The sequence below is a fragment of the Thermoactinospora rubra genome, assembly GCF_002093975.1.
In the GTDB taxonomy this organism is placed as follows: domain Bacteria; phylum Actinomycetota; class Actinomycetes; order Streptosporangiales; family Streptosporangiaceae; genus Nonomuraea; species Nonomuraea rubra_A.
The window spans coordinates 44,926-69,944 of the sequence record NZ_KZ084325.1; the positions used below are offsets into that span (position 1 = coordinate 44,926).

26 protein-coding genes are annotated in these 25,019 nt (G+C 73.0%); 12 read left to right on the top strand and 14 right to left on the bottom strand.

Annotated features, from left to right (window positions below; all coding sequences use genetic code 11):
• The first annotated feature begins 314 nt into the window (after positions 1 to 314).
• From BSB02_RS02780 to BSB02_RS02790, 3 genes are all read left to right on the top strand, one after another.
• A complete protein-coding gene (locus BSB02_RS02780; RefSeq protein ID WP_084956423.1) occupies positions 315 to 758 on the top strand; it encodes a hypothetical protein in 444 nt (147 codons plus the stop codon).
• A 119-nt stretch (positions 759 to 877) separates the two neighbouring features.
• A complete protein-coding gene (locus BSB02_RS02785; protein WP_084956425.1) occupies positions 878 to 2,176 on the top strand; it encodes a multicopper oxidase domain-containing protein in 1,299 nt (432 codons plus the stop codon).
• Entirely contained in the window at positions 2,137 to 2,814 is a 678-nt protein-coding gene (locus BSB02_RS02790) for a multicopper oxidase domain-containing protein (protein WP_143590179.1), read from the top strand. The genes BSB02_RS02785 and BSB02_RS02790 overlap by 40 nt, the downstream gene beginning before the upstream one ends.
• Here the strand turns inward: BSB02_RS02790 and der are convergent, their stop codons facing one another.
• Positions 2,815 to 4,206: a ribosome biogenesis GTPase Der gene (der, locus tag BSB02_RS02795; RefSeq protein WP_084956429.1), complete on the bottom strand. Its 1,392-nt coding sequence runs from the start codon at positions 4,204 to 4,206 to the stop codon at positions 2,815 to 2,817.
• A 33-nt stretch (positions 4,207 to 4,239) separates the two neighbouring features.
• Positions 4,240 to 4,995: a (d)CMP kinase gene (gene cmk / locus BSB02_RS02800; RefSeq protein WP_084956430.1), complete on the bottom strand. Its 756-nt coding sequence runs from the start codon at positions 4,993 to 4,995 to the stop codon at positions 4,240 to 4,242.
• A gap of 97 nt (positions 4,996 to 5,092) precedes the next feature.
• Here cmk and BSB02_RS02805 point away from each other — a divergent pair, with 97 nt between their 5' ends.
• The gene (locus tag BSB02_RS02805; protein WP_084956432.1) at positions 5,093 to 5,899 is read left to right on the top strand and encodes a glycosyltransferase family 2 protein; all 807 of its coding nucleotides are present in this window, start codon (positions 5,093 to 5,095) and stop codon (positions 5,897 to 5,899) included.
• Positions 5,900 to 5,907: 8 nt separating this feature from the next.
• Here the strand turns inward: BSB02_RS02805 and BSB02_RS02810 are convergent, their stop codons facing one another.
• The 10 genes from BSB02_RS02810 to BSB02_RS02855 all read right to left on the bottom strand — a co-directional run bounded on the left by BSB02_RS02810 (position 5,908) and on the right by BSB02_RS02855 (position 16,052).
• Positions 5,908 to 7,071 (bottom strand): NAD(P)/FAD-dependent oxidoreductase, encoded by a 1,164-nt coding sequence (locus BSB02_RS02810; protein ID WP_084956434.1) that lies wholly within the window; start codon positions 7,069 to 7,071, stop codon positions 5,908 to 5,910.
• Between the two features lie 93 nt (positions 7,072 to 7,164).
• Positions 7,165 to 8,235, bottom strand: a complete 1,071-nt coding sequence (locus BSB02_RS02815) for a prephenate dehydrogenase (RefSeq protein ID WP_084956436.1) — start codon at positions 8,233 to 8,235, stop codon at positions 7,165 to 7,167.
• A gap of 44 nt (positions 8,236 to 8,279) precedes the next feature.
• Complete coding sequence (aroH, locus tag BSB02_RS02820; protein WP_084956438.1) at positions 8,280 to 8,639, bottom strand: chorismate mutase; 360 nt, start codon at positions 8,637 to 8,639, stop codon at positions 8,280 to 8,282.
• Between the two features lie 68 nt (positions 8,640 to 8,707).
• Positions 8,708 to 10,327 (bottom strand): pseudouridine synthase, encoded by a 1,620-nt coding sequence (locus BSB02_RS02825; protein ID WP_084956439.1) that lies wholly within the window; start codon positions 10,325 to 10,327, stop codon positions 8,708 to 8,710.
• 42 nt (positions 10,328 to 10,369) lie between these two features.
• Complete coding sequence (gene scpB, locus BSB02_RS02830; protein ID WP_084956441.1) at positions 10,370 to 10,999, bottom strand: SMC-Scp complex subunit ScpB; 630 nt, start codon at positions 10,997 to 10,999, stop codon at positions 10,370 to 10,372.
• Positions 10,992 to 11,819, bottom strand: coding sequence for a segregation and condensation protein A (locus tag BSB02_RS02835; RefSeq protein WP_084956443.1), 828 nt, complete (start codon positions 11,817 to 11,819; stop codon positions 10,992 to 10,994). Before BSB02_RS02835 ends, scpB begins: the two co-directional genes overlap by 8 nt.
• Entirely contained in the window at positions 11,816 to 12,775 is a 960-nt protein-coding gene (locus BSB02_RS02840) for a ParA family protein (RefSeq protein WP_084956444.1), read from the bottom strand. The genes BSB02_RS02835 and BSB02_RS02840 overlap by 4 nt, the downstream gene beginning before the upstream one ends.
• A 109-nt stretch (positions 12,776 to 12,884) precedes the next feature.
• Complete coding sequence (locus BSB02_RS02845) at positions 12,885 to 13,781, bottom strand: site-specific tyrosine recombinase XerD (RefSeq protein WP_084956447.1); 897 nt, start codon at positions 13,779 to 13,781, stop codon at positions 12,885 to 12,887.
• 37 nt (positions 13,782 to 13,818) lie between these two features.
• Positions 13,819 to 14,418 carry an NUDIX domain-containing protein gene (locus BSB02_RS02850; RefSeq protein ID WP_084956940.1) on the bottom strand — a complete coding sequence of 200 codons (600 nt, stop codon included), beginning with the start codon at positions 14,416 to 14,418 and terminating at the stop codon, positions 13,819 to 13,821.
• Positions 14,418 to 16,052, bottom strand: a complete 1,635-nt coding sequence (locus tag BSB02_RS02855; protein ID WP_084956449.1) for a CTP synthase — start codon at positions 16,050 to 16,052, stop codon at positions 14,418 to 14,420. The genes BSB02_RS02850 and BSB02_RS02855 overlap by 1 nt, the downstream gene beginning before the upstream one ends.
• 110 nt (positions 16,053 to 16,162) lie before the next feature.
• On the opposite strand from BSB02_RS02855, the gene BSB02_RS02860 reads away from it, so the two are divergent.
• From BSB02_RS02860 to BSB02_RS02880, 5 genes are all read left to right on the top strand, one after another.
• Positions 16,163 to 16,801, top strand: coding sequence for an acyltransferase (locus BSB02_RS02860; RefSeq protein WP_084956451.1), 639 nt, complete (start codon positions 16,163 to 16,165; stop codon positions 16,799 to 16,801).
• Between the two features lie 46 nt (positions 16,802 to 16,847).
• Positions 16,848 to 17,966 carry a nitronate monooxygenase gene (locus BSB02_RS02865; protein ID WP_084956453.1) on the top strand — a complete coding sequence of 373 codons (1,119 nt, stop codon included), beginning with the start codon at positions 16,848 to 16,850 and terminating at the stop codon, positions 17,964 to 17,966.
• Positions 17,967 to 17,970: 4 nt separating this feature from the next.
• Entirely contained in the window at positions 17,971 to 18,717 is a 747-nt protein-coding gene (locus BSB02_RS02870) for a GntR family transcriptional regulator (protein ID WP_206184484.1), read from the top strand.
• Entirely contained in the window at positions 18,714 to 19,403 is a 690-nt protein-coding gene (locus BSB02_RS02875; RefSeq protein ID WP_143590181.1) for a hypothetical protein, read from the top strand. Before BSB02_RS02870 ends, BSB02_RS02875 begins: the two co-directional genes overlap by 4 nt.
• Before the next feature lie 74 nt (positions 19,404 to 19,477).
• Positions 19,478 to 19,954 (top strand): hypothetical protein, encoded by a 477-nt coding sequence (locus BSB02_RS02880; RefSeq protein WP_084956457.1) that lies wholly within the window; start codon positions 19,478 to 19,480, stop codon positions 19,952 to 19,954.
• On the opposite strand, the gene BSB02_RS02885 is transcribed toward BSB02_RS02880, so the two are convergent.
• Positions 19,951 to 22,311 (bottom strand): GcvT family protein, encoded by a 2,361-nt coding sequence (locus BSB02_RS02885; protein ID WP_084956943.1) that lies wholly within the window; start codon positions 22,309 to 22,311, stop codon positions 19,951 to 19,953. The two genes, BSB02_RS02880 and BSB02_RS02885, sit on opposite strands and share 4 nt — an antisense overlap.
• Before the next feature lie 72 nt (positions 22,312 to 22,383).
• On the opposite strand from BSB02_RS02885, the gene BSB02_RS02890 reads away from it, so the two are divergent.
• From BSB02_RS02890 to BSB02_RS02900, 3 genes are all read left to right on the top strand, one after another.
• The gene (locus BSB02_RS02890) at positions 22,384 to 22,977 is read left to right on the top strand and encodes a DUF4126 domain-containing protein (protein ID WP_084956459.1); all 594 of its coding nucleotides are present in this window, start codon (positions 22,384 to 22,386) and stop codon (positions 22,975 to 22,977) included.
• Positions 22,978 to 23,061: 84 nt separating this feature from the next.
• Complete coding sequence (locus BSB02_RS02895) at positions 23,062 to 23,667, top strand: hypothetical protein (protein WP_240506135.1); 606 nt, start codon at positions 23,062 to 23,064, stop codon at positions 23,665 to 23,667.
• 51 nt (positions 23,668 to 23,718) lie between these two features.
• Positions 23,719 to 24,306, top strand: coding sequence for a Uma2 family endonuclease (locus BSB02_RS02900; RefSeq protein ID WP_084956948.1), 588 nt, complete (start codon positions 23,719 to 23,721; stop codon positions 24,304 to 24,306).
• Here the strand turns inward: BSB02_RS02900 and BSB02_RS02905 are convergent.
• Positions 24,296 to 24,847 carry a hypothetical protein gene (locus BSB02_RS02905; protein WP_240506136.1) on the bottom strand — a complete coding sequence of 184 codons (552 nt, stop codon included), beginning with the start codon at positions 24,845 to 24,847 and terminating at the stop codon, positions 24,296 to 24,298. The genes BSB02_RS02900 and BSB02_RS02905 overlap by 11 nt on opposite strands.
• Positions 24,848 to 25,019 lie beyond the last annotated feature (172 nt).

The following is a 25,019-nucleotide window of genomic DNA, read 5'->3' on the forward strand; positions in this document are numbered from 1 at the left end:
AGGGACCCTCGCGGTGCCACCGCACCTTCACCGCCGTGCCGGCGGCCTCGTGGCGACCCGATGACGGAGGTCGGACCGGCGGGGCATTTCCTCCCCGCACTCGGGAGTGTCTTCGCCCGGGGGCGCGGGGCCGCCTTCGCAGCTCCCGGCGGCTCTCTCCGACCCGCGTGGTCCCCGGGTTACTCGTCTCCTTCAGCGTGTTGCCGGAATCGTAGACAGTCCCTCTGCGTGCGGCAACTGAGTATGGGCTACTCATGCGCCGCCGGACGCCCGGGCCGACGATGAGGGCATCGTTTCCGCCCAAGGAGCCCGAGATGCGCAAAGTCCTGGTCGGCTGCACCGCCGTGCAGCTCGCCCTGGTGATCCTGCAGTTCTACCTGTCGACGTTCGGCGGCATGGAGAGACCGAGCCCGGCGCCCGGCCAGGAGGGCGCCGCGATCACCTGGCACGCCCTGAACGGCGTGTTCGTCATCCCCGTCGTCTCGCTGATCACCACGATCGTGGCGGCCGTCGCGCGGGCCTCCGGCAGGATCATCGGGCTGTGCGCCGGTCCCCTGCTGCTCGCGCTGGTCCAGCTCTTCGTGATCTTCCCGCTGGCCGCCGCGCTCGGGGCGACCGAGGAGAGGACGACCACCGCCTCGCTGTTCGTCTTCGGCTTCCACGCCATCGTGGGAGTGGTGATGCTGTGGGCCTCCGTCATGGCCTTCCGCGGCGCGCGGGCCCTCGTCGCCGCGTCCAGGCTGACGGTCGCGGCGTGACCGGCGGCGATCGGGTGTGCCCGTGGCGGCGGGGTGTGGCCGTAGCGGCGGGGTGTGCCCGTGGCGGCGGGGTGTAGCTGTGGCGGCGGGGTGTGGCCGGTGACGGTCGGGTGTAGCCGGTGACGACGGCCCTCCTGCTCGGGCTCGACCGGGCCCTGGTCATGCTGGTGGCCGTGCTGTGGGGGCTGGCGGGCGGGCTGCTGGCGGCCGGCCGCCGGGACCGGGCGCTCTGGCTGCTGCTCGCCGCCCTGGCCGCCACCGCGCTGAGGGTGGCCGCCGTCGTGGCGCTCGCCCGGGCCGGATGGTGGTTCGCGGGCGAGAAGGCGCTGCTGGCGCTGCCGCTCCTCCTGCCGCCCGCCGCGGCCGCCGCCGTCGTCACGCTCCCGCGCCTGCTGCCCCGGAGGATCCGCGGCCTCCGGCCCGGACCTCCCCCGCGACCGGTCATCGAGACACGCGAGCCGACCAGCGCGACCTCGCACCCTGCCAAGACTCCGCACCCTGCCGAGGCTTCGCGCGTCGCCGAGCTCGTCCCTGTGCTCGCCTGCGCCTACGCCGCCGTGGCGGGCGTCTTCATGGCGTTCGCCGTCGGCTATCCGCCCGCGCCCCACCTCGCCGCCGTGACGGTCCTCGCGGTGGCGGGGGCGACGGCCGTCACCTGGTTCAGGGTGGCCGGGCCCCCCGGGTCGCGGCCCGCGCCGCCGGGACGCGGCTGGCGCGTGAGCGGCGCCGTGGTCGCCGCGCTCGCCGTGGCCTGGGCGGGCACCGCCATGTGGGCCACGCGCCCGCCCGGCGCCCTCCACCTGGCCGCCGCGCACGCCGAACCGCCGCCCCGCGGCCGGCCCGCCGCCGACCCTCGCCGCTTCACGCTCACCGCCCAGGCGGCGACGGTCACCCTGCCCTCGGGCCGCCCCTTCCCCGCGCTGACCTTCAACGCGACGGCGCCCGGCCCTCTCCTGCGGGTACGGCAGGGCGACCACGTCGAGGTCACGCTCCGCAACCGGCTGCCCGACCGGGGCGTCACGCTGCACTGGCACGGCGTCCACGTCCCCAACGGCGAGGACGGCGTCCCCGGCGTCACCCAGGACGCCGTCGCGCCGGGCGGCGAGCACGTCTACCGGTTCACCGCCCAGCAGCCCGGGACTACTGGTACCACACGCACGAGACGCCCAACACCGGCCTGCAGCGCGGGCTGTTCGGCGCGTTCGTCGTGGACGCCGCCCCGCCCGGCGGCTTCGACCGCCCCGTGCTGCTGCACACCTTCGGCGAGCTCACCTCGCTCGTCGAGGGCGGGACGCGCCAGGCGCCCGCTCCCGGCACCGCCGTACGCCTGCGTGTCGTCAACACCGACAACATCCCGCACACCCTCGCCCTGGACGGCGTGCCGTACCGGATCGCCGCCGTGGACGGGGTCGAGGTGAGCGGGCGCGAGCTGACCGCCGAGCGCCTGCCGCTGGCCGCGGGCGGCCGCTACGACCTGGCCTTCACCATGCCCGCCGGGCCGGTGCTGCTGACGGCGGGCGGGCGGCCGATGCTGGCCCTCGGCCACGGCGAGCCGCGGCGCGCCCCGGCGGGGCCGCCGCTGGACATCACCCGGTACGCCACGGGCTCCGCCGTCCCGCCCGCCTCCTTCGCCAGGCAGGAGACCTGGGTGCTGGACCGGCTGCTGGCCCTGCGCGACGGCCTGCCCCAGCTGTCGCACACCGTCGACGGGCGGGTGTGGCCGCGCGTGCCGCCCCTGGTGGTACGGCGGGGCGAATGGGTGCGCCTCACGCTGGTCAACCGCAGCGGCGACCACCATCCCATGCACCCGCACGGGCACCACGTGCTGGTGCTGTCACGCGACGGGGCGCCGGCCGGGCCACTGTGGATGGACAGCTTCGACGTCGCACCGGGCGAGGTGTGGGTGGTCGCGCTCAGGGCCGGCAACCCCGGCGTGTGGCTGTTCCACTGCCACGAGCTGCTGCACGCCGCCCAGGGGATGACGGCGCACCTGGCCTACGAGGGGTACGGCTCGCCGTACGCGATCGGCGACGCGCACGGCAACCACCCCGAGTAGTCACTTCTTGCGCTTCTCCCGGATCTTCATGGTGATGTCGATCGGCGACCCGGCGAAGCCGAACTCCTCCCGGATGCGCCGCTCGATGAAGCGCCGGTAGGTCTCCTCCAGCCACCCGGAGGTGAACAGCACGAACTTCGGCGGCTGGACGGCGGCCTGCGTGGCGAAGAGGATCTTCGGCTGCTTGCCGCCCCGCACCGGCGGCGGCGTCTGCTGCACCAGCTCGGTCAGGAAGGCGTTCAGCCGCGCCGTCGGCACCCGCGTGGACCAGGAGTCGAGCGCCTTCTCGATGGCCGGGACGAGCCGGTCCACGTGGCGGCCGGTCTTGGCGGAGATGTTGACCCGCAGCGCCCAGGGGATGCGCACCAGCTGCCGGTCGATCTCCTTGTCCAGGTAGTAGCGCCGGTCCTCGTCGACCAGGTCCCACTTGTTGAAGGCCACGACGAGCGCGCGGCCGGACTCGATGACCAGCCCCAGGATGCGCAGGTCCTGCTCGGTGAGCGGCTGGCTGGCGTCGATGAGCACCACCGCCACCTCCGAGCGCTCCAGCGCGGCGCGGGTGCGCATGGCCGCGTAGAAGTCGGCCCCCTGCAGCTCGCGGTCGCGCCGCCGGATGCCGGCGGTGTCGACGAAGCGCCAGACCTTGCCGCCCAGCTCCACCAGCTCGTCGACCGGGTCGCGGGTGGTGCCGGCCATGGGGTCGACGAGCACGCGCTCCTCGCCCGCGAGCTTGTTGAGCAGCGAGGACTTGCCGACGTTCGGCTTGCCCAGCAGCGCCACCCGGTGCGGGCCCCGCTCCTGGCCGAACGTCTCGGCCGGGGTCTCGGGCAGCGCGTCGAGGACCACGTCGAGCAGGTCGCCGCTGGCCCGGCCGTGCAGGGCCGAGACGGGGTACGGCTGGCCCAGGCCGAGCGACCACATGGCGTGGGCCTCCAGCTCCAGGGCCTGGTTGTCGACCTTGTTGACCGCCAGAATGACCGGCTTGCCGGACTGGCGCAGCACGTTGCCGACCTCGGCGTCGGCGTCGGTGACCCCGACCGTGGCGTCGACCACGAACACGATCACGTCCGCCAGCTCGACCGCGACCTGGGCCTGCTCGGCGATCCGCAGCGCCATTCCGGTGGCGTCGGGGTCCCAGCCGCCGGTGTCGACGACGGTGAACCGCCTGCCGCGCCAGTTGGCGTCGTAGGCCACGCGGTCGCGCGTCACGCCCGGCACGTCCTCCACGACCGCCTCGCGGCGGCCGATGACGCGGTTGACCAACGTCGACTTGCCGACGTTCGGCCTGCCCACGATCGCCACCACGGGCATCGGGCCCGCGTCGGCGTGCTGGTCGTCCACCTTCAGGTCGTCGAGCTCGGCCTCAATCCAGCCGGAGTCCCCCGTTGCCATGATTTTTCATCCTTTGAGTACCGCACCTGATCGTCAGGCGCGCTCGCGTGCATGGTCGCTTCGGGACGACGTGCCGAACGTGTCCCTCCGCTCCGCCACCAGCCTCAACACCTCGGCGATCACCTCATCGAGGTTCAGCGCGGTGGTGTCGAGCTCGACGGCGTCGGCCGCCATCGAGAGCGGATCCGTCTTCCGTGTCGAGTCGAGCTGGTCGCGGCGGGCCAGGGCGGCCTGCTGGGCCTCCACGGTCGTGCCGTCCAGCTCGGCGGCCCGGCGCTGGGCGCGGGCCTGCGCGCTGGCGGTGAGGTACACCTTCACCGGCGCGTCGGGGGCGACCACCGACCCGATGTCGCGGCCCTCCACCACGATGCCGCCGGAGCCGATGATCTCCCGCTGGAGCGCCACGAGCCTGCGCCGCACCTCGGGGACGGCCGACACCGCCGACACGGCCGCGGTCACCTCGGCCTCCCTGATGGGGCCCGAGACGTCGACGCCGTCGACGTGGATGGTCGGCTTGTCGGGGTCGGTGCCCGACTCGAGCACCGGCTCGCCCGCCCTCGCGGCCACCGCCCGCGGGTCGTCGACGTCGACCCCCTGCCGGAGCATCCACCAGGTCACGGCGCGATACATCGCGCCGGTGTCCAGGTAGCGCAGCCCGAGGGCGCGGGCCACGCCCCGCGACGCACTCGACTTGCCCGATCCAGAAGGCCCGTCAACGGCGACCACCAGTCCGGTCACAGAGCTCCTCCTCGACTCAACCTTAAGGAGGCTACCGCCTCCGCAGACCATCGCCGTCCCCGGCCCGGGGGCGGGACGTCCCTCCTCACGCGAACCGGTTTTCGCCGGCAAGGCGTTTCCGCCGGGGGCCGCCCGGTAGGTATCCGGGATGGAAGTGACGGTGGTGGTCGCCACGCGCGACCGTCGCGAGGCGCTGGAGAACTCGCTGCCGCGCCACGAGGGCCCGGTCATCCTGGTCGACAACGGTTCGGCCGACGGCAGCCCGGCCTTCGTCCGCGGCCGCTTCCCGCACGTGCGGGTCGTGGAGCTGCCGGCCAACCGCGGCGCTCCGGCCCGCAACGTGGGGGTGGAGCTGGCGGAGACGCCGTACGTCGCCTTCGCCGACGACGACTCCTGGTGGGCGCCGGGCGCACTGGCGAGGGCGGCCGAGCTGTTCGAGCGCCATCCCCGCATGGCCGTGCTGGCCGGGCGCGTGCTGGTGGGGCCGCAGGAGCGCGACGATCCGGTGAACGCCCTGATGGCCGGCTCGCCGCTGGGCACCGAGCCGGACCTGCCGGGCCCGAGCGTGCTGGGCTTCATGGCGTGCGGCGCGGTGGTGCGCCGGGACGCCTTCCTGGCGGCGGGCGGGTTCGACGACGTGGTGTTCTTCTACGGCGAGGAGGAACGGCTGGCGATCGACCTGGCGGCGGCCGGGTGGGGGCTGGCCTACGTGGCCGAGGTGGTCGCCCACCACCACCCCTCACCCGTGCGCGACCGTGACGGCCGCCGGGCCCTGGCGGCCAGGAACGCGCTGCTGACGGCCGTCATGCGCCGCCCCTGGCCCGTGGTGGCCCGTACGGCGCGGCGGGGCGGCCTGCGGGACGCGCTGCCCCGCCTGCCGCGCGCGCTGGCGCGCAGGCGGCGGGTCCCGGCGTGGCTGGAGGCCAGGCTGGCATGCCTGGCGGCCTCGGGGTAGGGCGGCAGTCAGATCAGCGGGTTGCGCCTGCCGCCGCTGCGGGAGACCAGCCGCGCCGGAAGCGCGACCCGCCTCAGCAGGGGGAAGGTCTTCAGCGGGCTGCCGCTGACGGTCTCCTTGTACAGGACCGCCCAGCGTCCCGTCAGGTACGCCCGGCGCGGCGTGTCGTCGGGGTTGACGAACTGGATGACGGCGTCCTTGCGGCCCAGCGAGACGGGCTGGTGGAAGTACCCGAACCGGAACGGCCGGGGCCGCCTGCCCCGCAGTTCCCTGGCGATGGACTCGGCCGCGTGCAGGGCGGTGGGGATGCCGCTCTGGCAGGTGCCGTGCATCACGCCGTAGCTTTGGCGGATGGCCGCCGCGTCGCCGACGGCGTAGACGTCGGGGTGCGAGACCGACCGCAACGCCGCGTCGACGACGATCAGGCCCCGCTCGTCCACCGCCAGGCCCGCCTCGGCGGCCAGCGGCAGCCCGCGCGTGCCGGAGGTCCACAGCGTGGCGTCCGAGGCCACCAGCTCGCCGCCGGCCAGCTCCACGGCGTCCGGGAGGACCTTGACGACCTCGACGCCGTGGCGGCTCTCCACGCCCAGCCGCTCCATGGCGGCCTCCATGTAGGCGCGGGCGCGCTCGCCCATCATCGACCCCGGCCGGGTACGGCTCAGCAGCACCACGCGCAGGTTCGGGTGCGCCTCGGCGATCTCGGTGGCCGACTCCACGCCGGTCAGGCCGCCGCCGGCCACCACCACGGTGCCGGTCCGCAGCCGCGCCAGCCGCTCGGCCAGCCGCAGCGCGCCGTCGTAGTCGTCGTAGACGTAGGCGTGGTCGGCCACGCCCGGCACGCTGTGCCTGTCGGTGACGGTGCCTGCGGCGTAGACGAGCTTGTCGTAGCCGAGCACCCGGCCGTCCTCCAGCCTCACCTCGCGGCGGCGAGGGTCGACGGCGGCGGCGCGGCCCTGCACGAACTCCACGCCGCTGCCGGCGACCACCTCCTCGATGAGGTGGTCGCCCAGCTTCTGCCCGGCGGCGGTCTGGTGCAGCCGCAGCCGCTCGGTGAAGCGGGGCGAGGGGTTGACGAGCGTGACCTGGCCCCCGTGGCGGCGGGTCCTCCTGGCGACCGACAGAGCGGCGGTCACGCCCGTGTAGCCGCCTCCCAGAACGATGATCCGAGTCATTGTCACATCCCTTTCGATCGCGGACTCACTCCATGGACGGAATGAGCGCGCGCGGATGTGACATCGGCCGGCGGCTGCGCCGGCCGGCGGTGTCTAGGGCACCTGCCAGCCGCGCTCGTGGAGCGCCTTGGTGAGCACGCCGACCGCGTCGGGCTGGACCGACAGCTCGGCCATGCCCAGCGGCAGCCCGGGGGCGTGCTCCAGGCGCACGTCCTCGACGTTGACCCCGACCTCCTCGCACACCTGGAACAGGCGGGCGAGCTGGCCGGGACGGTCGCCGATGACCACCTGGACGACGCCGTAGCGGGCGGCGGGGCCGCCGTGCTTGCCAGGGATGCGGCCGTGCCCGGCCACGCCGCGCCGCAGCAGCTCGGTCACCTGCCCGGCCGCGCTCTGGTCGCCCTCGGCCAGGTGGCGCAGCGCCTCGGCGGCCTCGGCCAGGTCGCGGGCGACGGCATCGAGCACCTCGGCGACCGGCCGGGCGTTGCCCGACAGGATGCCCAGCCACAGCCCCGGGTCGCTGCCGGCGATGCGCGTGACGTCGCGGACGCCCTGCCCCGCCAGGCCCAGCGCGACGTCGGGCGCCTCGGCCAGCCGCGCGGCCACCGCGGAGGCGGCCACGTGCGGCGCGTGGGAGACCACGGCGACCGCCCGGTCGTGCTCCTCCGCGCCCACCTCCACCGGGTTGGCCCCGCACAGCTTCACCAGGTGCAGGACCTCGTTCAGCACCTCGGGGGAGGTCTCGGGGGTGGGGCACAGCGCCCACGGGCGGCCCAGGAACAGGTCGCCGCGGGCCGCGCCGGGACCGGACTTCTCCCGCCCGGCCAGCGGGTGGGAGGCGACGTAGGCGGTCATGTCGCAGCCCAGCTCGCGCGCCCTGGCGATGGGCTCGGCCTTGACGCTGGCCACGTCGGTGTAGAAGCGGGCCACGCCCCGCGCCTGCAGGCCCTTCAGCTCGCTGGCCACGTGGGCGGGCGGCACGGCGATCACCGCCAGGTCGACCTTCTGGTCGTAGTGCCACTCCTCGCCCGCGCCCAGCTCGCGCGCCAGCCGTACCGAGGTCAGGTCGCGGTCGGCCAGCAGCACCTGCTTGTCCTGCGCGCGCAGGGCCAGCGCGATCGAGGTGCCGATCAGGCCGGTGCCGAGGATGAGGACCCTGTTCATGGGGAGACGTCCTGATTCATGGGGCCTGGGTCATGGGGCGGTAGTCATTGGGCGATGTCCTGCCGGAGCACCACCGCGCCGCGCAGGTACACGTGCTGGATCCGGCTGCGCGGCCGGTCGGTCTCGACGTGGGCCATCAGACGCACGACGCGGGGCAGCGCGCCCGGCACGTCGATCTCGGTGCAGCAGATCAGCGGCACCTCGTGGAAGCCCAGCTTGCGCGCGGCCAGCGCGGGGAACTCGGCCGTCAGGTCGGGCGTGGCGGTGAACAGCACGCTGATCACGTCGTCCGGGGTGAGGTCGTTGCGCCGCATCACCTCGCTGACCAGCTCGGTGGTGGCCTCGATGATCGCGTCGCGGTCGTTGGCCTCGACCTGGATCGCCCCGCGGATCGCCCGGACCATGCCTGTTGCCTCCCCATATGGCGGGGAGCCCGCGCGCGGGCGCGCGGGCTCCATCGTCGAAGGTCAGACTACAGCTTGACGGCCGCGTACAGGTCGCCGACCTCCTTGAGCGTCAGCGCCCTGAGCGTGCCCGGCTTGGTACGGCCCAGCTTGATCGGGCCGAACTCGATGCGGGCCAGGTCGAGGACCCGGTGGCCGACCTGCTCCAGCAGGCGGCGGACGACGTGCTTACGTCCCTCGTGCAGCACGACCTCCACCAGCGCCTGCTGGCCGTGCTCCTGCACGACCCGGAAGTCGTCGACCTTGACCAGGCCGTCTTCGAGCTCGACGCCCTGCTTGAGCCGCCGGGCCAGGTCGCGCGGGATGGGGCCGGGCACCTTGGCCCAGTACTTCTTCGGCACGCCGTAGCTGGGGTGGGTCAGCCGGTGGGCCAGCTCGCCGTCGTTGGTGAGCAGCAGCAGGCCCTCGGTCTCGGTGTCGAGCCGGCCCACGTGGAACAGCCGGGGCGCGAGCTCCTCGACGTAGTCGGCCAGGCACGGGCGGCCCTCGGGGTCCTCCATCGTGGACACCACGCCGATCGGCTTGTTGAAGGCGTAGTACACCAGGTCGGGCGCGGTCGGGATGCGCTTGCCGTCGACGTGGATGACCTGCCTGGCCGGGTCGACCTTGGCGCCGAAGCGGCGCACCACCTGGCCGTCGACCGTGACGCGGCCCTCGCCGATCAGCTCCTCGCACGCCCTGCGGCTGGCCACGCCCGCCTGGGCGAGGACCTTCTGCAGCCGCACGCCGTCGGGCACCTCGGTGGTGTCGCGCTCGTCGACGTAGTCGTCGGGGAAGAAGTCGCGGTCGCGGACGGGCTGGCGGGCCGACTTGAAGGCGTCGCGGCGGGGCGTCGCCTGACGGTCGCCGCCGATCGTCTGGACCGCCTCACGCTCACGCCGGGCCGGGCGCTCGGAGGCGCGCTCGGAGGCGCGCTCGGAGGTACGGCTGGCGCCGCCGAAGCGGCCGCGGAAGGAGCCGGGGGAAGCGGGCTCGCGCACGGGCGCGGACCTGCCACGGTCGCCGTAGTCGCGCCGGGGGCTCTCACGCCGGTCGCCGCCGAAGTCGCGCCGGTCGCGGGAGCCGCGCTCGACGTCCCGGCGGTCGCGGTAGTCGCGACCGGCGTCGCGGCCGTACTCGCGCCGGTCCTCGCGGGGACGGTCGCCGAAGTCACGCCGCCCGCCGAACTCACGCCGGTCACGGAAGTCGCGGGAGTCACGGAAATCGCGAGAATCGCGACGGTCGCGGAAGTCGCGGGAATCGCGCCGGTCGCCACCGAAGTCACGTCGGTCCTCGCGGGGACGGTCGCCGAAGTCACGCCGCCCGCCGAACTCACGCCGGTCACGGAAGTCGCGGCGGTCGCGGGGCTCGCGCCGGTCGCCGCCGAAGTCGCGGCGGTCGCGGCGGTCGCGCTCGACATCGCGCCGGTCGCGGAAGTCACGACCGGTGTCGCGGCCGTACTCGCGGCGGTCCTCGCGGGCGCCGGAGGGCCGCTGGTCCCGGTCGGCCGTGCCGTACCGGGTGCGGGATCCGCCGCGTCCGGCGCGAGCGGAGTCGCGGTCGCGGAAGTCGTCGGATCGGAAGGCGGGACGCGCGGTGCGTCCACGACCGCGTCCATCACCGGACGGGGTGCCACGCCTGTTGTTCACGTGTGGTTCTCCTATGAGTGTCGTAGCCGGCGGGCCCTGTCGTCAGGCCGGCCGGGCGTCCTCGATGCCGTCGACGTCGTCGGGCAGGAAGGGAGCGAGCTCTGGCAGCTCCTCCAGGCTCTTCAGGCCCAGTCGCTCGAGGAAGTATGAGGTTGTCCGATAGAGCACGGCCTGGCTCTCCGGGTCGGTCCCGGCCTCTTCGACCAGTCCCCTGGCGACGAGCGTGCGCATCACGCCGTCGCTGTTGACGCCGCGCACCGCGGCGACCCTCGCGCGGCTCACCGGCTGCCGGTAGGCCACGACGGCGAGGGTCTCCAGCGCGGCCTGGGTCAGCCGCGTCTGCTGGCCGTCGCGGACGAACCGTTCGACGACCGGCGCGCAGTCGGCCCGCGTATAAAACCGCCAGCCTCCTGCGACCTGTCTCAGATCGAAACCCCGTCCGGCCGCGGTGTATTCCTCCGACAGGCCGCGCAGCGCCTCGGCCACCTCGTGGGTGGGCCGCTCCAGCACCTGGGCCAGCGTCACCTCGGCCACGGGCTCGTCGACCACCATGAGGATGGCCTCCAGTGCCGCGCGCAGGCCGGGCCCCTGCTCCGCGGGCTCCTCCCAGCCGCCGGGTTCCTGCTCGGGGGAGCTCCGGGGGCCGGGCAGGTCGTCGAGGCTGTCACTCATCGGCTTTCCTCTCCGCGCTCTGTTCGTGGCCCTCTTCGTAGTCGTCGCCCACGGCCACGTCGCCGTCGTCGCTGCCGGTCCAGGTCACGTGGAGCTCACCCAGCGGCTCCAGCTGCTCGAAGGTCACCGCCGACTCCCTGAACAGCTCCAGCACCGCCAGGAAGCGGGCGATGATCTCGTAGGTGCCCGCGCAGTCGGCGGTCAGCGCGCGGAAGGTGGCCGTGCGCACGCGCCGCAGCCGGGCCACCAGGATGGCGGCCTGCTCGCGGACGCTGGCCAGCGGCTGGTAGATGTGCGCGACGTTGACGGTCGGCGGCGCCTTGGGGGTGAAGGCGCGGGCGGCGATCCTGGCCAGCTCCTCGGGCCCGATGCCCAGCACCAGCTCGGGCAGGAGGCCGGCGAAGGCGGGCTCCATCGGCACGGCGCGGGGGAAGCGCAGCGCCTCCTCCGCCATCCGCCCTGCGAAGATCTTGGCGACCTCCTTGTAGGCCTTGTACTGCAGCAGCCGCGCGAACAGCAGGTCGCGCGCCTCCAGCAGCGCCAGGTCCTCCTCGTCCTCGACCTCGCCCTGGGGCAGCAGGCGCGCGGCCTTGAGGTCGAGCAGGGTGGCGGCCACCAGCAGGAAGTGGCTGGCCTGGTCGAGGTCCCACTCGGGCCCCCGCGAGCGGATGTAGGCGATGAACTCGTCGGTGACCTGGGACAGCGAGACTTCCGTGATGTCCAGCTTGTGCTTGGAGATCAGCCCGAGCAGCAGGTCGAAGGGACCCTCGAAGACGTCCAGGTGGACCTGGAAGCCCTGCTGCTCGGCCGGTGGAGTCACCCGGCTATTGTCGCAGGCGCGCGCCAGCGCGCGAGCACCTCGCGGGCCAGCTCCCGGTAGGCGTTGGCGCCGAGCGAGGTGGGGTCGAAGCTGGTGATGGGCTCCCCGGCCACGGTCGCGTCGGGGAAGCGCACCGTCCGGTTGATCACCGTGTGGAACACCTTGTCGCCGAAGGCCTCCACCACGCGGGCGAGCACCTCGCGGCCGTGCAGGGTGCGGGCGTCGTACATGGTGGCCAGCAGGCCCTCGATCTCCAGGCCGTCGTTGAGCCGCTCCTGGACCTTGGTGATGGTGTCCATGAGCAGGGCCACGCCGCGCAGGGCGAAGAACTCGCACTCCAGCGGCACGATGACGCCGTGGGCGCAGGTCAGCGCGTTGATGGTGAGCAGGCCCAGCGACGGCTGGCAGTCGATCAGGCAGACGTCGTAGTGGGGCAGCAGCGGCTTGAGCACGCGCCCCAGCACCTGCTCGCGGGCGACCTCGGTGACGAGCTGCACCTCGGCGGCCGACAGGTCGATGTTGCACGGCAGCAGGTCCAGGCCCTCCACGCCGGTCTGCAGCAGCACGTCCTCGGCCGAGACGTCGCGCTCCATGAGCAGGTTGTAGACCGTCAGGTCGAGCTGCAGGGGGTTGATGCCCAGCCCGATCGACAGCGCGCCCTGCGGGTCGAAGTCGACCAGCAGGACCTTCAGCCCGTACTCCACGAGGGCGGCGCCGAGGTTGATGGTCGTGGTGGTCTTGCCGACCCCGCCCTTCTGGTTGACCATCGCCACGACGCGGGCGGGCCCGTGCGTCTCGGGACGGACGGGCTCGGGGAACACCGGGCGCGGCCGCCCGGTAGGCCCGAGATTGGCGCCGCGTGCGGCGGTTTCGGTCTTCGTGTCACCCCAGGGATTCTCGGGGGTCCCCGGGGTCGAACCGTTGCCATTGATGTTGGCACCAGACACAGTCACCAGCTCGAACCTCCCTGACGATCCCGAACCGGACCGTCCGGACGGACACTAAGGCGTCAAGACTTATGCGGCAAGACGGCGCGCCGCATCACCGCACGTCGAAGACTATAGATCACTGCCGGGCGCGGGGGTGCGCCGCGGCATAGACCTCGCGGAGCCTGTCGACCGTCACCAGGGTGTAGACCTGGGTGGTCGTCACCGAGGCGTGGCCGAGCAGTTCCTGAACCACCCTAACGTCGGCGCCGCCGTCGATGAGGTGAGTTGCGAACGAATGCCGCAGGACGTGGGGAGAGATGCCGGCAAGCCCGGCTCGTTCCGCCGCGGCCTGCAGCACCTCCCAGGCGCCCTGCCGGGTGAGCCGCCCGCCGCGGGCGTTGAGGAACAGCGCGGGAGAGCGGGGGGCCAGGGCGGGCCGGGCGCGCACCAGGTAGGCGTCGAGCGCCTCGCGGGCGTAGCGGCCGATCGGCACCACCCGGGTGCGGCCGCCCTTGCCGCGCAGCCGTACCTGATCCTGCTCCAGGTCGTCCACGGCCAGGCCGACGGCCTCGGAGATGCGGGCGCCGGTGCCGTACAGGGTCTCCAGCAGGGCGCGGTTGCGCAGGGTGAGCGGCGCCCCCTCGGGTCCGGAGGCGGCGATGAGCCGTTCGACCTCGGCCACCGAGATGGCCTTGGGCAGGCGGCGCAGCTGGCGCGGCGGGCGCACCTCGTGGGCCGGGTCGTGCGCGGCCACCCCCTCGCGCAGCGCGAAGCGGTGCAGGCCGCGTACGGCGGAGACGGCGCGGGCGGCGGAGCTGGCCACCAGCGCGGGGTGGCGGCCGTCGCCCTCGCGCAGCGCCGACAGGAACGCCTGCACGTCGGCCTCGCCGACCTCGTCCAGCTCCTTGCGGCCCAGGCCGCGCAGGTGCTCGACGTAGCGCTGCAGGTCCCGGCGGTAGGAGGCGAGCGTGTTCGCGGCCAGGCCCCGCTCCACCGCCAGGTGGGCGAGATAGCTGGAGAGCACCGCCTCCACGAGGTCCTCCTCCCCTCCCCCGGGGCGGGCCCCGCCCCTACGCCTCCGGTGCGTCGGCAGGCCGCAGCCCGGCGAACCCGTCCGCCTCGGCCGCGTATGCGGCGAGGATACCGGCCACGGCCGGAGAATTGTGGATCTTTCCCGAGAGTACCTTCTGCACGGCCTCATCCAGTGGAACCCACTCCACCGGCATGTCGACCTCCTCGTGCCGGTGTTCGTAGCCGCTGTCGAACGGCTCCAGGTCTCTGGCCAGGAAGATCCTGATGCGCTCGTCGGTCATGCCGGGGGAGGTCATCAGGTCCAGCAGCGTGTGCCAGGTGGCGGCGCGGTAGCCGGCCTCCTCGGCCAGCTCCCGCGCGGCGGTCTCGGCCAGCGGCTCGCCCTCGACGTCGCGGATGCCGGCCGGCAGCTCCCACAGCAGGTGGCGCACCGGGTGGCGGTACTGCCTGATCAGCAGCACGCGCCGCCGGTCGTCCAGCGCCAGGACCGCCACCGCGCCGGGGTGCTCGACGTAGTCGCGGTCGGCGACCTCATCGCGCGGCATGCGGACGCTGTCGGTGCGCACGCCGATCACGTATCCCCGGAAGTGCTCCTTGGTGGCGGCGACCGGCCACTCCTCGGGCTGGTCCTCGATGATCACTTCTGACCCGCCAGCGCCGCCGCGACCAGGCCCTTGAACAGCGGGTGCGCGCGGGTGGGGCGGGAGCGGAACTCCGGGTGGGCCTGGGTGCCGATGAAGAACGGGTGCATCTCGGGCGGCAGCTCGGTGTACTCCACCAGGCGGCCGTCGGGCGACAGGCCGGAGAACACCAGGCCGACCTTCTCCAGCTGCTCGCGGTAGGAGTTGTTGACCTCGTAGCGGTGGCGGTGGCGCTCGTCGGCCCTGGCCCTGCCGTACAGCTGCCGGGCCAGGGTGCCCTCGCCCAGGTTGGCGGTGTACAGGCCCAGGCGCATGGTGCCGCCCATGTCGCGCTCGCCGGCGACGACGTCCTCCTGGTCGGCCATGGTGGAGATGACCGGGTGCTTGGTGTCGGGGTCGAACTCGGCGCTGTTGGCGCCGTCGAGCCCGGCCAGGTGGCGGGCCGCCTCGATGACCATGCACTGCATGCCCAGGCAGATGCCCAGCAGCGGGATCCTGTTCTCGCGGGCGTGGCGGATCGCGCCCACCTTGCCCTCGATGCCGCGCACGCCGAAGCCGCCGGGCACCAGCACGCCGTCGACGCCCTCCAGCTCGCGCTCGGCGCCCTCGGGGGTCTCGCAGTCGTCGGACTTGACCCAGCGGATGTTGACGCGGGCGTCGTTGGCGAAGCCGCCGGCGCGCAGGGCCTCGGTGACGCTCAGGTAGGCGTCGGGCAGGTCGATGTACTTGCCGACCAGCGCGATGGTCACTTCCTTGCCGGGCCGGTGGACGCGGCGCAGGAGCTGGTCCCACTCCTTCCAGTCCACGTCGCGGAACGGCAGGCCCAGGCGCCGCACGACGTAGGCGTCCAGGCCCTCGGCGTGCAGGACCTTGGGGATGTCGTAGATGGAGGCGGCGTCGACGGCGCTGACCACGGCGTCCTCGTCCACGTCGCACATGAGCGAGATCTTGCGCTTGAGGCTGGTGGTGATGGGCCGGTCGCTGCGGCACACGATCGCGTCGGGCTGGATGCCGATGCTGCGCAGCGCGGCCACGCTGTGCTGGGTCGGCTTGGTCTTCAGCTCCCCGCTCGGCCCGATGTACGGCAGGAGCGACACGTGCAGGAAGAAGACGTTGTCGCGGCCGACCTCGTGGCGGATCTGGCGCACGGCCTCCAGGAACGGCAGCGACTCGATGTCGCCCACGGTGCCGCCCACCTCGGTGATGACCACGTCGACGTCGGGGCCGGCCATGCCGCGGATGCGGTCCTTGATCTCGTTGGTGATGTGCGGGATGACCTGGACGGTGTCGCCCAGGTACTCGCCGCGCCGCTCCTTGGCGATGACGCCTGCGTAGATCTGCCCTGTGGTGACGTTGGCGCTGCCGTGCAGGTCGGTGTCGAGGAAGCGCTCGTAGTGGCCGACGTCCAGGTCGGTCTCGGCGCCGTCGTCGGTGACGAACACCTCGCCGTGCTGGAAGGGGTTCATCGTGCCCGGGTCGACGTTGAGGTAGGGGTCGAGCTTCTGCATCGTGACCCGGAGACCCCGAGCCTTGAGCAGCCTGCCGAGGCTGGACGCTGTGAGCCCCTTGCCGAGACTGGAGGCGACACCGCCGGTGACGAACAGATGCTTGGTTTGCGATGCGCTGCGCAAAGGGGCTCCCGTGGCTCGAGGTGTGGCCGAAGTTTCCACGGGCTCTCAGGATATCAAAGGGTGTCCTCCACATGCGTGAACACCTGAACCAAGCGGTAACTTTGTGCCTTATGTCAGTAGTCGGCGCGCTCATTCACCGCGCATACGCATGGATCCGGAAAGCCGGGACGATCACCCCGGCCAGCCCGGCCGGCTACCGCTTCCGCCGCCTCGGCCAGGGAGCCAGCATCGCCTTCCCGCCCGGTGCGATCTTCGGCGAGCAGTGGATCGAGATCGGCGACCACACGCTGATCGGCGAGCGCGTCTCGATCTCCTGCGGCATGGTGCCGGGGCCGGACCTGGGCCCGGACCCGATCGTGCGCATCGGCTCGGGCTGCTCGATCGGCAGGGGCACGCACATCGTGGGGCACCAGTCGATCGACATCGGGGACGACGTGTTCACCGGGCCGTACGTGTACATCACCGACCAGAACCACGTCTACGACGACCCGGAGATCCCCATCGGCCGGCAGTGGCCGCGCAACAACCCGGTGTCGATCGGCAGCGGCTCGTGGCTGGGCACGGGGGCGATCATCCTGCCCGGGTCGCGGATCGGGCGCCAGTGCGTGGTGGCCGGCGGCGCGGTGGTGCGCGGGGAGTTCCCCGACCACAGCGTCATCGCGGGGGTTCCGGCCAGGGTCGTGCGGACGTACTCGCCGCAGGACGGCTGGCGCGCCCCCGGCGTCGCCGCCCTGGAACGCCCCGCCTGATCCCTACCTGATGACGCGCCCCGCCCCGGGGGGTTAACGTCACGCCATGCGGACCGCCGTCACCGAACGCTTCGGCATCGACTTCCCCCTGTTCGCCTTCAGCCACTGCCGGGACGTGGTCGCCGCCGTCACGAACGCGGGCGGGTTCGGCGTCCTGGGAGCCGTCGCCTACTCCCCCGAGCGGCTCGACGCCGAGCTGTCCTGGATCGACGCCCAGGTCGGCGGCCGGCCGTACGGCGTGGACGTGCTCGTCCCCGGCAAGCTCGACGCCGGGGCGGCACGCGGCGTGGCCGATCTGATCCCCGAACGGCACCGCGACTTCGTCGCCCACCTGCTGGCCAAGTACGGCGTGGCCGCCCCCGCAAGGCCTCTGGCTGGCGCGGCCGACGAGGTCGCCCGGCGGGTCACCGGACCCGGCGCGACGGGCCTGATCGAGGTGGCGCTGGGGCATCCGATCCGGCTCATCGCCAGCGCGCTGGGCCCGCCGCCGCCCGAGATGGTGAGGCTGGCGCGCGAGGCCGGGGTGCCGGTGGCCGCGCTGGTCGGCTCGGTCGAGCACGCCAGGCGGCAGGTCGAGGCCGGGGTGGACCTCGTCGTCGCCCAGGGCACCGAGGCGGGCGGGCACACCGGCGAGGTGTCCACGATGGTGCTGGTGCCGCAGGTCGTCGATGCCGTGGCGCCCGTCCCCGTGCTGGCGGCGGGCGGCATCGCCGACGGCCGCCAGGTGGCCGCCGCCCTGGCCCTGGGCGCGGAGGGCGTGTGGTGCGGGTCGGTGTGGCTGACCACCGAGGAGGCCGAGACCCCGCAGGCGGTCAAGCGCAAGATGCTCGCCGCCTCCTCCCTCGACACCGTGCGCTCGCGTTCGCGCACCGGCAAGCCCGCCCGCCAGCTCAGGTCCGCCTGGACCGAGGAGTGGGACGACGCCCCCGAGAGCCCCGGCCCGCTCGGCATGCCGCTGCAGCTGCTCCTGGCCGAGGGCGTGATGCCCGGCGTCGACGCGGCGGCCGACCGCGGCGAGGCGGGCGCGCTGGAGCTGGCCACCTACTACGTCGGCCAGGTGGTGGGCCAGCTGCGCCAGGTCAGGCCCGCCCGCGAGGTGGTGTACGAGATGATGAGCGGGCTCGCCGACACGGTGGACCGGCTGGCCCGGCTGTCCTCGGAGTGACCCGGTGGAGCCCATCGAGCTCGATCGCGGCGCGGGGGTTCCGGCCCACGCGCAGATCGAGCGATGGCTGCTGGACTCCATCGCGGCCGGGGAGATGGCGCCGGGCGACCGGCTGCCGGGCGAGCGGGAGCTGGCCGCGCGGCTGGGCGTGAGCCGGATGACGCTGCGGCAGGCACTGGACTCCCTCGAACGCCGCGGGGTGCTGGTGCGGCTGCCGGGCAGGGCGGGCGGGGCGTTCGTGGCCGAGCCGCGGGTGGAGTGCGACCTGACGGGCCTGGCGGGGTTCACCGAGCAGATGCGCCGGGCGCACCGCAAGGCCGAGGCCAGGGTGGTGACCGCCGCGACCATGCCCGCGCCCGCCCCGGTGGCCCGCGCGCTGGGCCTGGAGCCGCGCTCGCAGGTCCACGAGATCGTCCGGGTCCGCTCCGCCGGGGCCGGGCCGGTGGCGCTCGAGCGCTCGTTCTTCCCCGCCTCCCGCTTCCCCGACCTGCTGGAGCAGGACCTGCTCGGCTCGCTCTACGCCCTGCTGGAGATCCGGTACGGCATGCCGCCCCGCACCGCGCACGAGCACCTGGAGCCGGTCGTCGCCGGCCCGGCGGAGGCGGCCGAGCTGGAGATCGAGCCGGGCTCGCCGCTCATGCTGATTGAGCGCACGGCCTTCGCCGCCTCGGGCGTCCCGGTGGAGTTCGCCCGCGACCTGTTCCGCCCCGACCGGGTCCGCATCTCGGTGCGCAGCAGCGTCAGCCAATGATCTTGTGGAGATCGCGCTTGTGGTGGGCCGCCGCCGTCCTCTCGTCCGCGGCCGGGCTGGCGCTGTCCCTCCAGCCGCGTGAGCTGTTCATGTTCACCTACGGCTTCTGCTGGGGACACGAGGCGTCCTACGCCCTGGGCGACGTGGCGTGGCTCCTCCGGCGGGTGTTCTGGTACGGCGGGGCGCCCGCCGTACTCCTCGGCCTGCTGACGCAGTGGTGGCCGCCTCGCCCGGGGCGGATCGCCACCCGGGTCCTGGCGGCGTGCCTGCTGCTGGCCTACGGCCTCGTGCCGTTCGGCATCCTGCTGGACGTCGGGATGGACAGGAGCTGCTTCGACACGTGGGGTCGTTGGGTGGGGGTGCGGTTCTACCTGGAGGTCTACCTCGCCCCGACGCTCGCCGCCCTGTGCATGCTGGCCGCCGTCCGCGTCCCGAAGCGCCGGGCCCGGGTCCGCAGGGCGGCTCCCGCGGTGGCGGCGCTTTCCGTCCTGGCCTGGCTCCCGGTGGCGGACATGAGCATCGGCCCCATCACCGACGGCCCCTGCTCGGACACCACGGGCGAACGCGCCTACCTGTGCCAGGCCCGCGCGGAGGGACGCTTCACCGAGGTCGCCGACACCTCGCCCTGGCGTACGGCAGGGCGAGGTGCGCCGCCTACCCGGCGACCCGCGACGAGGCGTTCCTGATCGCCCCGATCTGCCCACCGGCCGCGGCCGACATCGAGCGGGAGATCGCCCGGGAGGAGGCCGAGATCGCGGCCATGGACGCGGCGGTGCAGCGGGCCTGCGACGCCCGGCGGCACCGCCCGCTGATCAAGCCGGTGCGCGCGTACCGCGACCGGGTGTGGTCCGAGGCCGACATCATCGAGGTCTGGGAGGACGGCCCGGACCAGCCCGACCTCTACGAGGACGGTGTCCACGAGCGGTTGACGGCCCACGGCCTGGTCGCCGCCATCCCCGGACACCTCGCGATATACCTGCCGGGCGAGGTCTGCCTGACCGCCGAGGCCTACCGGCGCCGCCCGCCCCTGGAGACCAAAGGCTGGGACCGGGTCGTGGAGCTGGACTACCACAGCCCGACGGGCCTCATCGAGCCGCGGCCCGCAGGCCGCGAACCGCTGCCCAACCTGGCCTTCCACGGCAAGGGCGACTACCGCGTCCGGGTCCACCACCGCGAGCCCCGCCACGCCACCGGCGACCCGCCGCACATGCTGATCATGGTCTTCCCGGTCTCCTAGGCCCGCACGCGCTCCCCTTCCGGGTCGAACAGCGGCTCGCGCGCCACCACCCCGTCCACCTCAACGCCGAACAGCTCGACCGTCACCTCCGTCCCCGGCCCGACCGGCAGGTAGGCGTACGCGATGGACGCGCCCACCGTGTGCCCGAAACCGCCCGAGGTGACCCGCCCGGCCACCTCGCCGCCGACCCGGACCGGCTCGTTGCCGAGCGCGACCATGCGCGGATCGGCCAGCGTGATGCACCGCAGCCTGCGCTCGGGGTCCGGATCGAGCGCGTCCCTGCCGAGGAAGTCCTTGTCCATCCTGACGCAGAACCCCAGCCCCGCCTCATGCGGCGTGGTCTCCGGGCCGATGTCCGCGCCCCAGACCCGGTAGCCCTTCTCCAGGCGCAGCGTGTCGATCGCGCGGTAGCCCCCGGCGACCATGCCGTACGGCCGGCCCGCCGCCCACAGCTCGCGCCACAGCGCCATGCCGTACTCCATCGGGCAGTACAGCTCCCAGCCGAGCTCGCCTGCGAACGTCACCCGCAGCGCCAGCACCGGCACGTCGCCCACGGTCAGCTCGCGGGCGGTCATGAACGGGAAAGTCAGCGGGTCGTCGGTGAGCTGGGACAGGATGTCGCGCGCCTTCGGGCCCCACAGGGCGAAGCAGGCGTGACGGCTGGTGACGTCGGCGATGCGGACGGCGGCGCCGCGGGCGCGGGCCTGCTTACGCAGCCAGCCCAGGTCGTGGGAGCCGAACGCGGTGCCGGTGACGACGAGGAAGTCGTCCTCGCCGCGCCGGGTGACGGTGAAGTCGCACTCGATGCCGCCGCGCCGGTTGAGCGCCTGGGTGTAGGTGACCGCGCCCACCTCGCGGGCCACCCGGTTGTCGCAGACCCATTCCAGCAGCTCGGCGGCGTCGGGCCCGGTGACCTCGATCTTGGCGAAGGAGGTCTCGTCGAACAGCCCGGCCGTGGTCCTGGTGGCCCGGTGCTCCACGCCGATCGCGGGCGACCAGTGGCGTCCGGCCCAGCCGTCCGGGCGCCGCCCTTCCTCGGTCTCGTTGGCGGCGTAGTAGTTCACGCGCTCCCATCCGGCCTTCTCGCCGAACACCGCGCCGTGCTCGCGGTGCCAGCCGTACACCGGGGAGACCCGCAGCGGGCGTCCGGCCTGCCGCTCGTGGCCGGGGTAGCGGATGTCGTAGTAGGTCTCGTAGTTCTCCACCACGCGCTTGCGGGTGTAGGAGGGCGAGCGGTACTGCGGGCCGAACCGGCGGATGTCCATGTGCCACAGGTCCCAGGTGGGCTCGCCCTGGACGATCCACTCGGCCATGACCAGGCCGACGCCGCCCGCCCCCGCGATGCCGTGGGCGCAGAACCCGGCGGCCACGAACAGGCCGCCCACCTCGGTCTCGCCGAGGCAGAACTCGTTGTCGGGGGTGAACGCCTCGGGACCGTTGACGAAGCTGCGGATGCCGACGTCGGCCATCACCGGCACCCTCTTGGCGGAGTTCTCGGAGATCTCGGCGAACCGGTCCCAGTCGGGGGCCAGCAGCTTGCCGTTGAAGTCGGCGGGCACCGGGTCCACCCATGGGCTGGAGGTGCGCTCGTAGCCGCCCATGACCAGGCCCCGCACGTCCTGGCGGTAGTAGACCAGCAGGTCGGGGTCGCGCAGCGTGGGCAGGCCGGACAGGTCGTGGAAGGCCTCGGTGACCACGTACTGGTGCGACATCGGCACGATGGGGACGCGCACCCCGGCCATGCGGCCGATCTCGGGGGCGAACATGCCGCCGCAGTTGACGACGATCTCGCAGTCGATGTCCCCCTGGTCGGTGCGCACCCGCCGGACCCGGCCGCGCTCGACGTCGATGCCGAGCACCCGGGTGCGGGTGCGGATGCGCGCCCCGCCCTCGCGCGCCTTGGCGGCCAGCGCGTAGCACAGCTGCGAGGGGTCGATCTGGCCGTCCGTCGGCAGGTAGCAGGCGCCCACGACGCCCGCCGGGTCCATGAGCGGGAACAACTCGACCGCCTCGGCCACGGAGATCTCCTCCAGCGGCAGGCCGAACGTGCGCGCCCAGCCGATCTGCCGCCGGATCTCCTCCATCCGCTCGGGGGTGGAGGCGAGCTTGATGCCGCCGCACTCCACCCAGCCGGGCAGCGTGCGGTACAGCTCGACGGAGTACTGGTTCATGCGCGTCAGCGTGGGGTCGGCGCGCAGCTGGCCCACCAGCCCCGCCGAGTGGAAGGTCGAGCCGCTGGTCAGCTCGCCGCGTTCGAGGAGCACGACGTCGCGCTCGCCGAGCCGGGTCAGGTGGTAGGCGATGGAGGCCCCGCCCACCCCGCCGCCGATGATCACAATTCTGGCCGAATCCGTCACAGGGGCCACCATAAATGGTCTAGACCGTTTGTGACAGACCCAATCGCCGGTCTCGTGTGCCAGTCTGGGGGCATGCTCGCCGCACTCACCGGGCTGGGCCTGTCGACCGCAGCGGGGCTCAACGCCTACATCCCGCTGCTGGTCGTCGGCGTCCTGGCCAACGTCACCGACGCCGTGCGGCTGCCCGGCGAGTACGGCTGGCTGTCCAACTGGGGCGTGCTGGCCGTCATCGCGGTGCTGCTGATCGCGGAGATGGTGCTGGACAAGATCCCGGCCGTGGACAGCGTCAACGACATGATCCAGACCGCGGTCCGCCCCGCCGCGGGCGGCGTGGTCTTCAGCGCCACGGCGGCCGCCGCCGAGCTTGACCGGTCCACCTGGATGGCCGAGCACCCGTGGGTGGGCTGGCTGGCCGGGATCGTCGTGGCGCTGGCCGTCCACGCCCTGAAGGCGGGCACCCGTCCGGTCGTCAACGCCGGCACGGCTGGCGTGGGCGCGCCCGTGGTGTCGGCCGCCGAGGACGCGGGCTCGCTCGGCATGAGCCTCGTGGCGATCTTCGCCCCGGTGCTGGTGCTCGTCGGGCTGGTGGTGCTGGCCCTGTTCGCGTGGTGGGCCGTCCGGCGAATACGGCGACGACGACGCGCCCGGCGGGTCTCCACGGCCTGATCCGCGCGTGGCGGAACCACCCGGCCACCGCCGCTCGTTTGTCCGGGCGCCGACCTATGCTCGCACCATGACCACTGAAGGACGGTGGGCCCGATCGACATCCTGACGTTCCTGCTGATCATCTTCCTGGTCTTCCTGCTCATGCTGGGCGTGGGAGTCTTCTTCCTGGTGAAGCTGGGCAGGAAGGCGGCGCTCAAGGGGCGTGAGGCCGCCGTGCGGCTGACCACGCACGTCAACGCCATGGGCACCGGGGAGGCCGCCGAGGTCGAGCGCCTGCGGCTGGAGCTGCGCCGCGAGGTCGGGCTGACCCGGCAGGCCGTGGAGGAGGCCCAGCGCCGCGGCTGGGGGCTGGGCGAGCTGCCGCACCTGCTGACCGAGCTGGTACGGCAGGCCGACATCCACGACGCGCAGCTGGGCATGTACGCGCAGCAGCGCCGGGTGTCCGCCTTCGCCGACCACGCCACGCTCGACCGGCTCCGCGAGCACCAGGCCAAGCTCACCGCCACCTGCGCCCGCATCCGCGCCGACCTGCTCCGCGCCCAGGTGCACCACGCCGGGGAGGGCATCGAGGAGATCCGCTCCCGCGCCGACCTGGAGATCGAGGCCCGCCACCGCGCGCCCGACCCGCTGGACGAGATCGACGAGCTGTACCGGCGTGCCATGCAGGAACGCCAGGACCCGCCACGCTAGTCACGCATAGTGGCATCATGAATCCGCCGCGTGACATGCGAGGAGGTCATGATGACCACTGCGTTGCCTGAGTGGTTCTACCCCGGCCCTCCCGGTGGCTGGACCGCCGACATGCTCGATCACCTTCCCCATGACGCGCCGAAGCACGTCGAGCTGATCGACGGGTCACTGATCATGAGGGCGCCGCAGACGGCTTTTCACATGCTTGTCGTCAACCGCCTCACCGACGGGCAATGGGGGCTCCGGCCCCCGCCTGAGCTCTTCGTCGTGCGCGAGATGACAGTGACGCTCGGCCGCCGCCAGCGGCCGGAGCCGGACGTCATGGTCGTCAACCGATCAGCGGTGCACAGCATGAGGATCACGTCATTCCGGCCAGAGGACGTGCACCTCGTCGTCGAAGTGGTCTCCGATGAATCGCGAGACCTGGACCAGGTGACAAAGCCCATCAAATACGCGAATGCCGCCATCAAGCACTTCTGGCGTATCGAGGAGGAGAACGGCTCACCGGTCGCATACACCTTCGAGCTCGAGCCCGTCATGAAGGTCTACGTCCCGACCGGCGTCCATCGAGGTCGCCTGCGCACGAACATCGGCTTCGACGTCGACGTCGACCTCGATGTCGCGGAGGTTATCGGTTGACCCACTCACGGTAGATGTAGGCGGCGTAGTCCTCCTCGGTGCCGCCGTCGCGCAGCAGCGCCCTGGCGGCCTGCGCCTGCCTCGTGGTCGGCAGGTGGCCCTCCAGCAGGATCGGCAGCGCCAGGCGGCGGGCGATCAGCTCGGCGGGCGATTCCCAGTGCGGGCGGCGCACCACCGCGACGTTGACGCGCAGCGCGTGCTCGTTGCCCGGCGGCACCCCCGGCCGGTCGACCTCGATCGCCGAGAAGCGGAAGCCGTTGGCCAGGTCGCACGCCGTACAGCCCACGGGGCCCCTGCTGAGGCGCTCGCCGCACTCCCGGCAGGTGAGCCGGTCGTAGGCGGCGTCGACGACACGCCACTCGTGGCGGTCGGGCTCCTCGGCCACCATCTCCGCCAGCTCGCGCTCGTCGAAGCCGGGGAAGTCGCGCTCGACGAAGGCGCGCCAGCCGGTCTCGACGATCTCGTCCACCAGCGCCGCGCACCTGGCGCACGCCGGCGCGCCCGCCGGCTCGAAGTAGCCGCAATCTCCGCACCTGCGCACGAGGCGCACCGTAGCCGCGCGAAACCGGTTGCGCCACCGCATTTCGCCCGGCACACTCGCCTGAGCTGATCGTGTAGCGCGACCCGGGAAGGAGGATGAGACCGTGACGACGACTGTCCGCGTGCCTTCACCGCGTCCTGATTCCTTCCCCGCCGGCCGGCCGCCGACCTGG

Coding starts and splice junctions, on each gene's coding strand:
- BSB02_RS02805 (WP_084956432.1), top strand. CDS start 5,093: ATGGAAGTGACGGTGGTGGTCGCCACGCGCGACCGTCGCGAGGCGCTG.
- der (WP_084956429.1), bottom strand. CDS start 4,206: ATGGCAACGGGGGACTCCGGCTGGATTGAGGCCGAGCTCGACGACCTG.
- aroH (WP_084956438.1), bottom strand. CDS start 8,639: ATGGTCCGGGCGATCCGCGGGGCGATCCAGGTCGAGGCCAACGACCGC.
- cmk (WP_084956430.1), bottom strand. CDS start 4,995: ATGGTCTGCGGAGGCGGTAGCCTCCTTAAGGTTGAGTCGAGGAGGAGC.
- BSB02_RS02900 (WP_084956948.1), top strand. CDS start 23,719: ATGACCACTGCGTTGCCTGAGTGGTTCTACCCCGGCCCTCCCGGTGGC.
- scpB (WP_084956441.1), bottom strand. CDS start 10,999: ATGAGTGACAGCCTCGACGACCTGCCCGGCCCCCGGAGCTCCCCCGAG.
- BSB02_RS02875 (WP_143590181.1), top strand. CDS start 18,714: ATGATCTTGTGGAGATCGCGCTTGTGGTGGGCCGCCGCCGTCCTCTCG.
- BSB02_RS02865 (WP_084956453.1), top strand. CDS start 16,848: ATGCGGACCGCCGTCACCGAACGCTTCGGCATCGACTTCCCCCTGTTC.
- BSB02_RS02880 (WP_084956457.1), top strand. CDS start 19,478: ATGGACGCGGCGGTGCAGCGGGCCTGCGACGCCCGGCGGCACCGCCCG.
- BSB02_RS02810 (WP_084956434.1), bottom strand. CDS start 7,071: ATGACTCGGATCATCGTTCTGGGAGGCGGCTACACGGGCGTGACCGCC.
- BSB02_RS02890 (WP_084956459.1), top strand. CDS start 22,384: ATGCTCGCCGCACTCACCGGGCTGGGCCTGTCGACCGCAGCGGGGCTC.
- BSB02_RS02815 (WP_084956436.1), bottom strand. CDS start 8,235: ATGAACAGGGTCCTCATCCTCGGCACCGGCCTGATCGGCACCTCGATC.
- BSB02_RS02860 (WP_084956451.1), top strand. CDS start 16,163: ATGTCAGTAGTCGGCGCGCTCATTCACCGCGCATACGCATGGATCCGG.
- BSB02_RS02780 (WP_084956423.1), top strand. CDS start 315: ATGCGCAAAGTCCTGGTCGGCTGCACCGCCGTGCAGCTCGCCCTGGTG.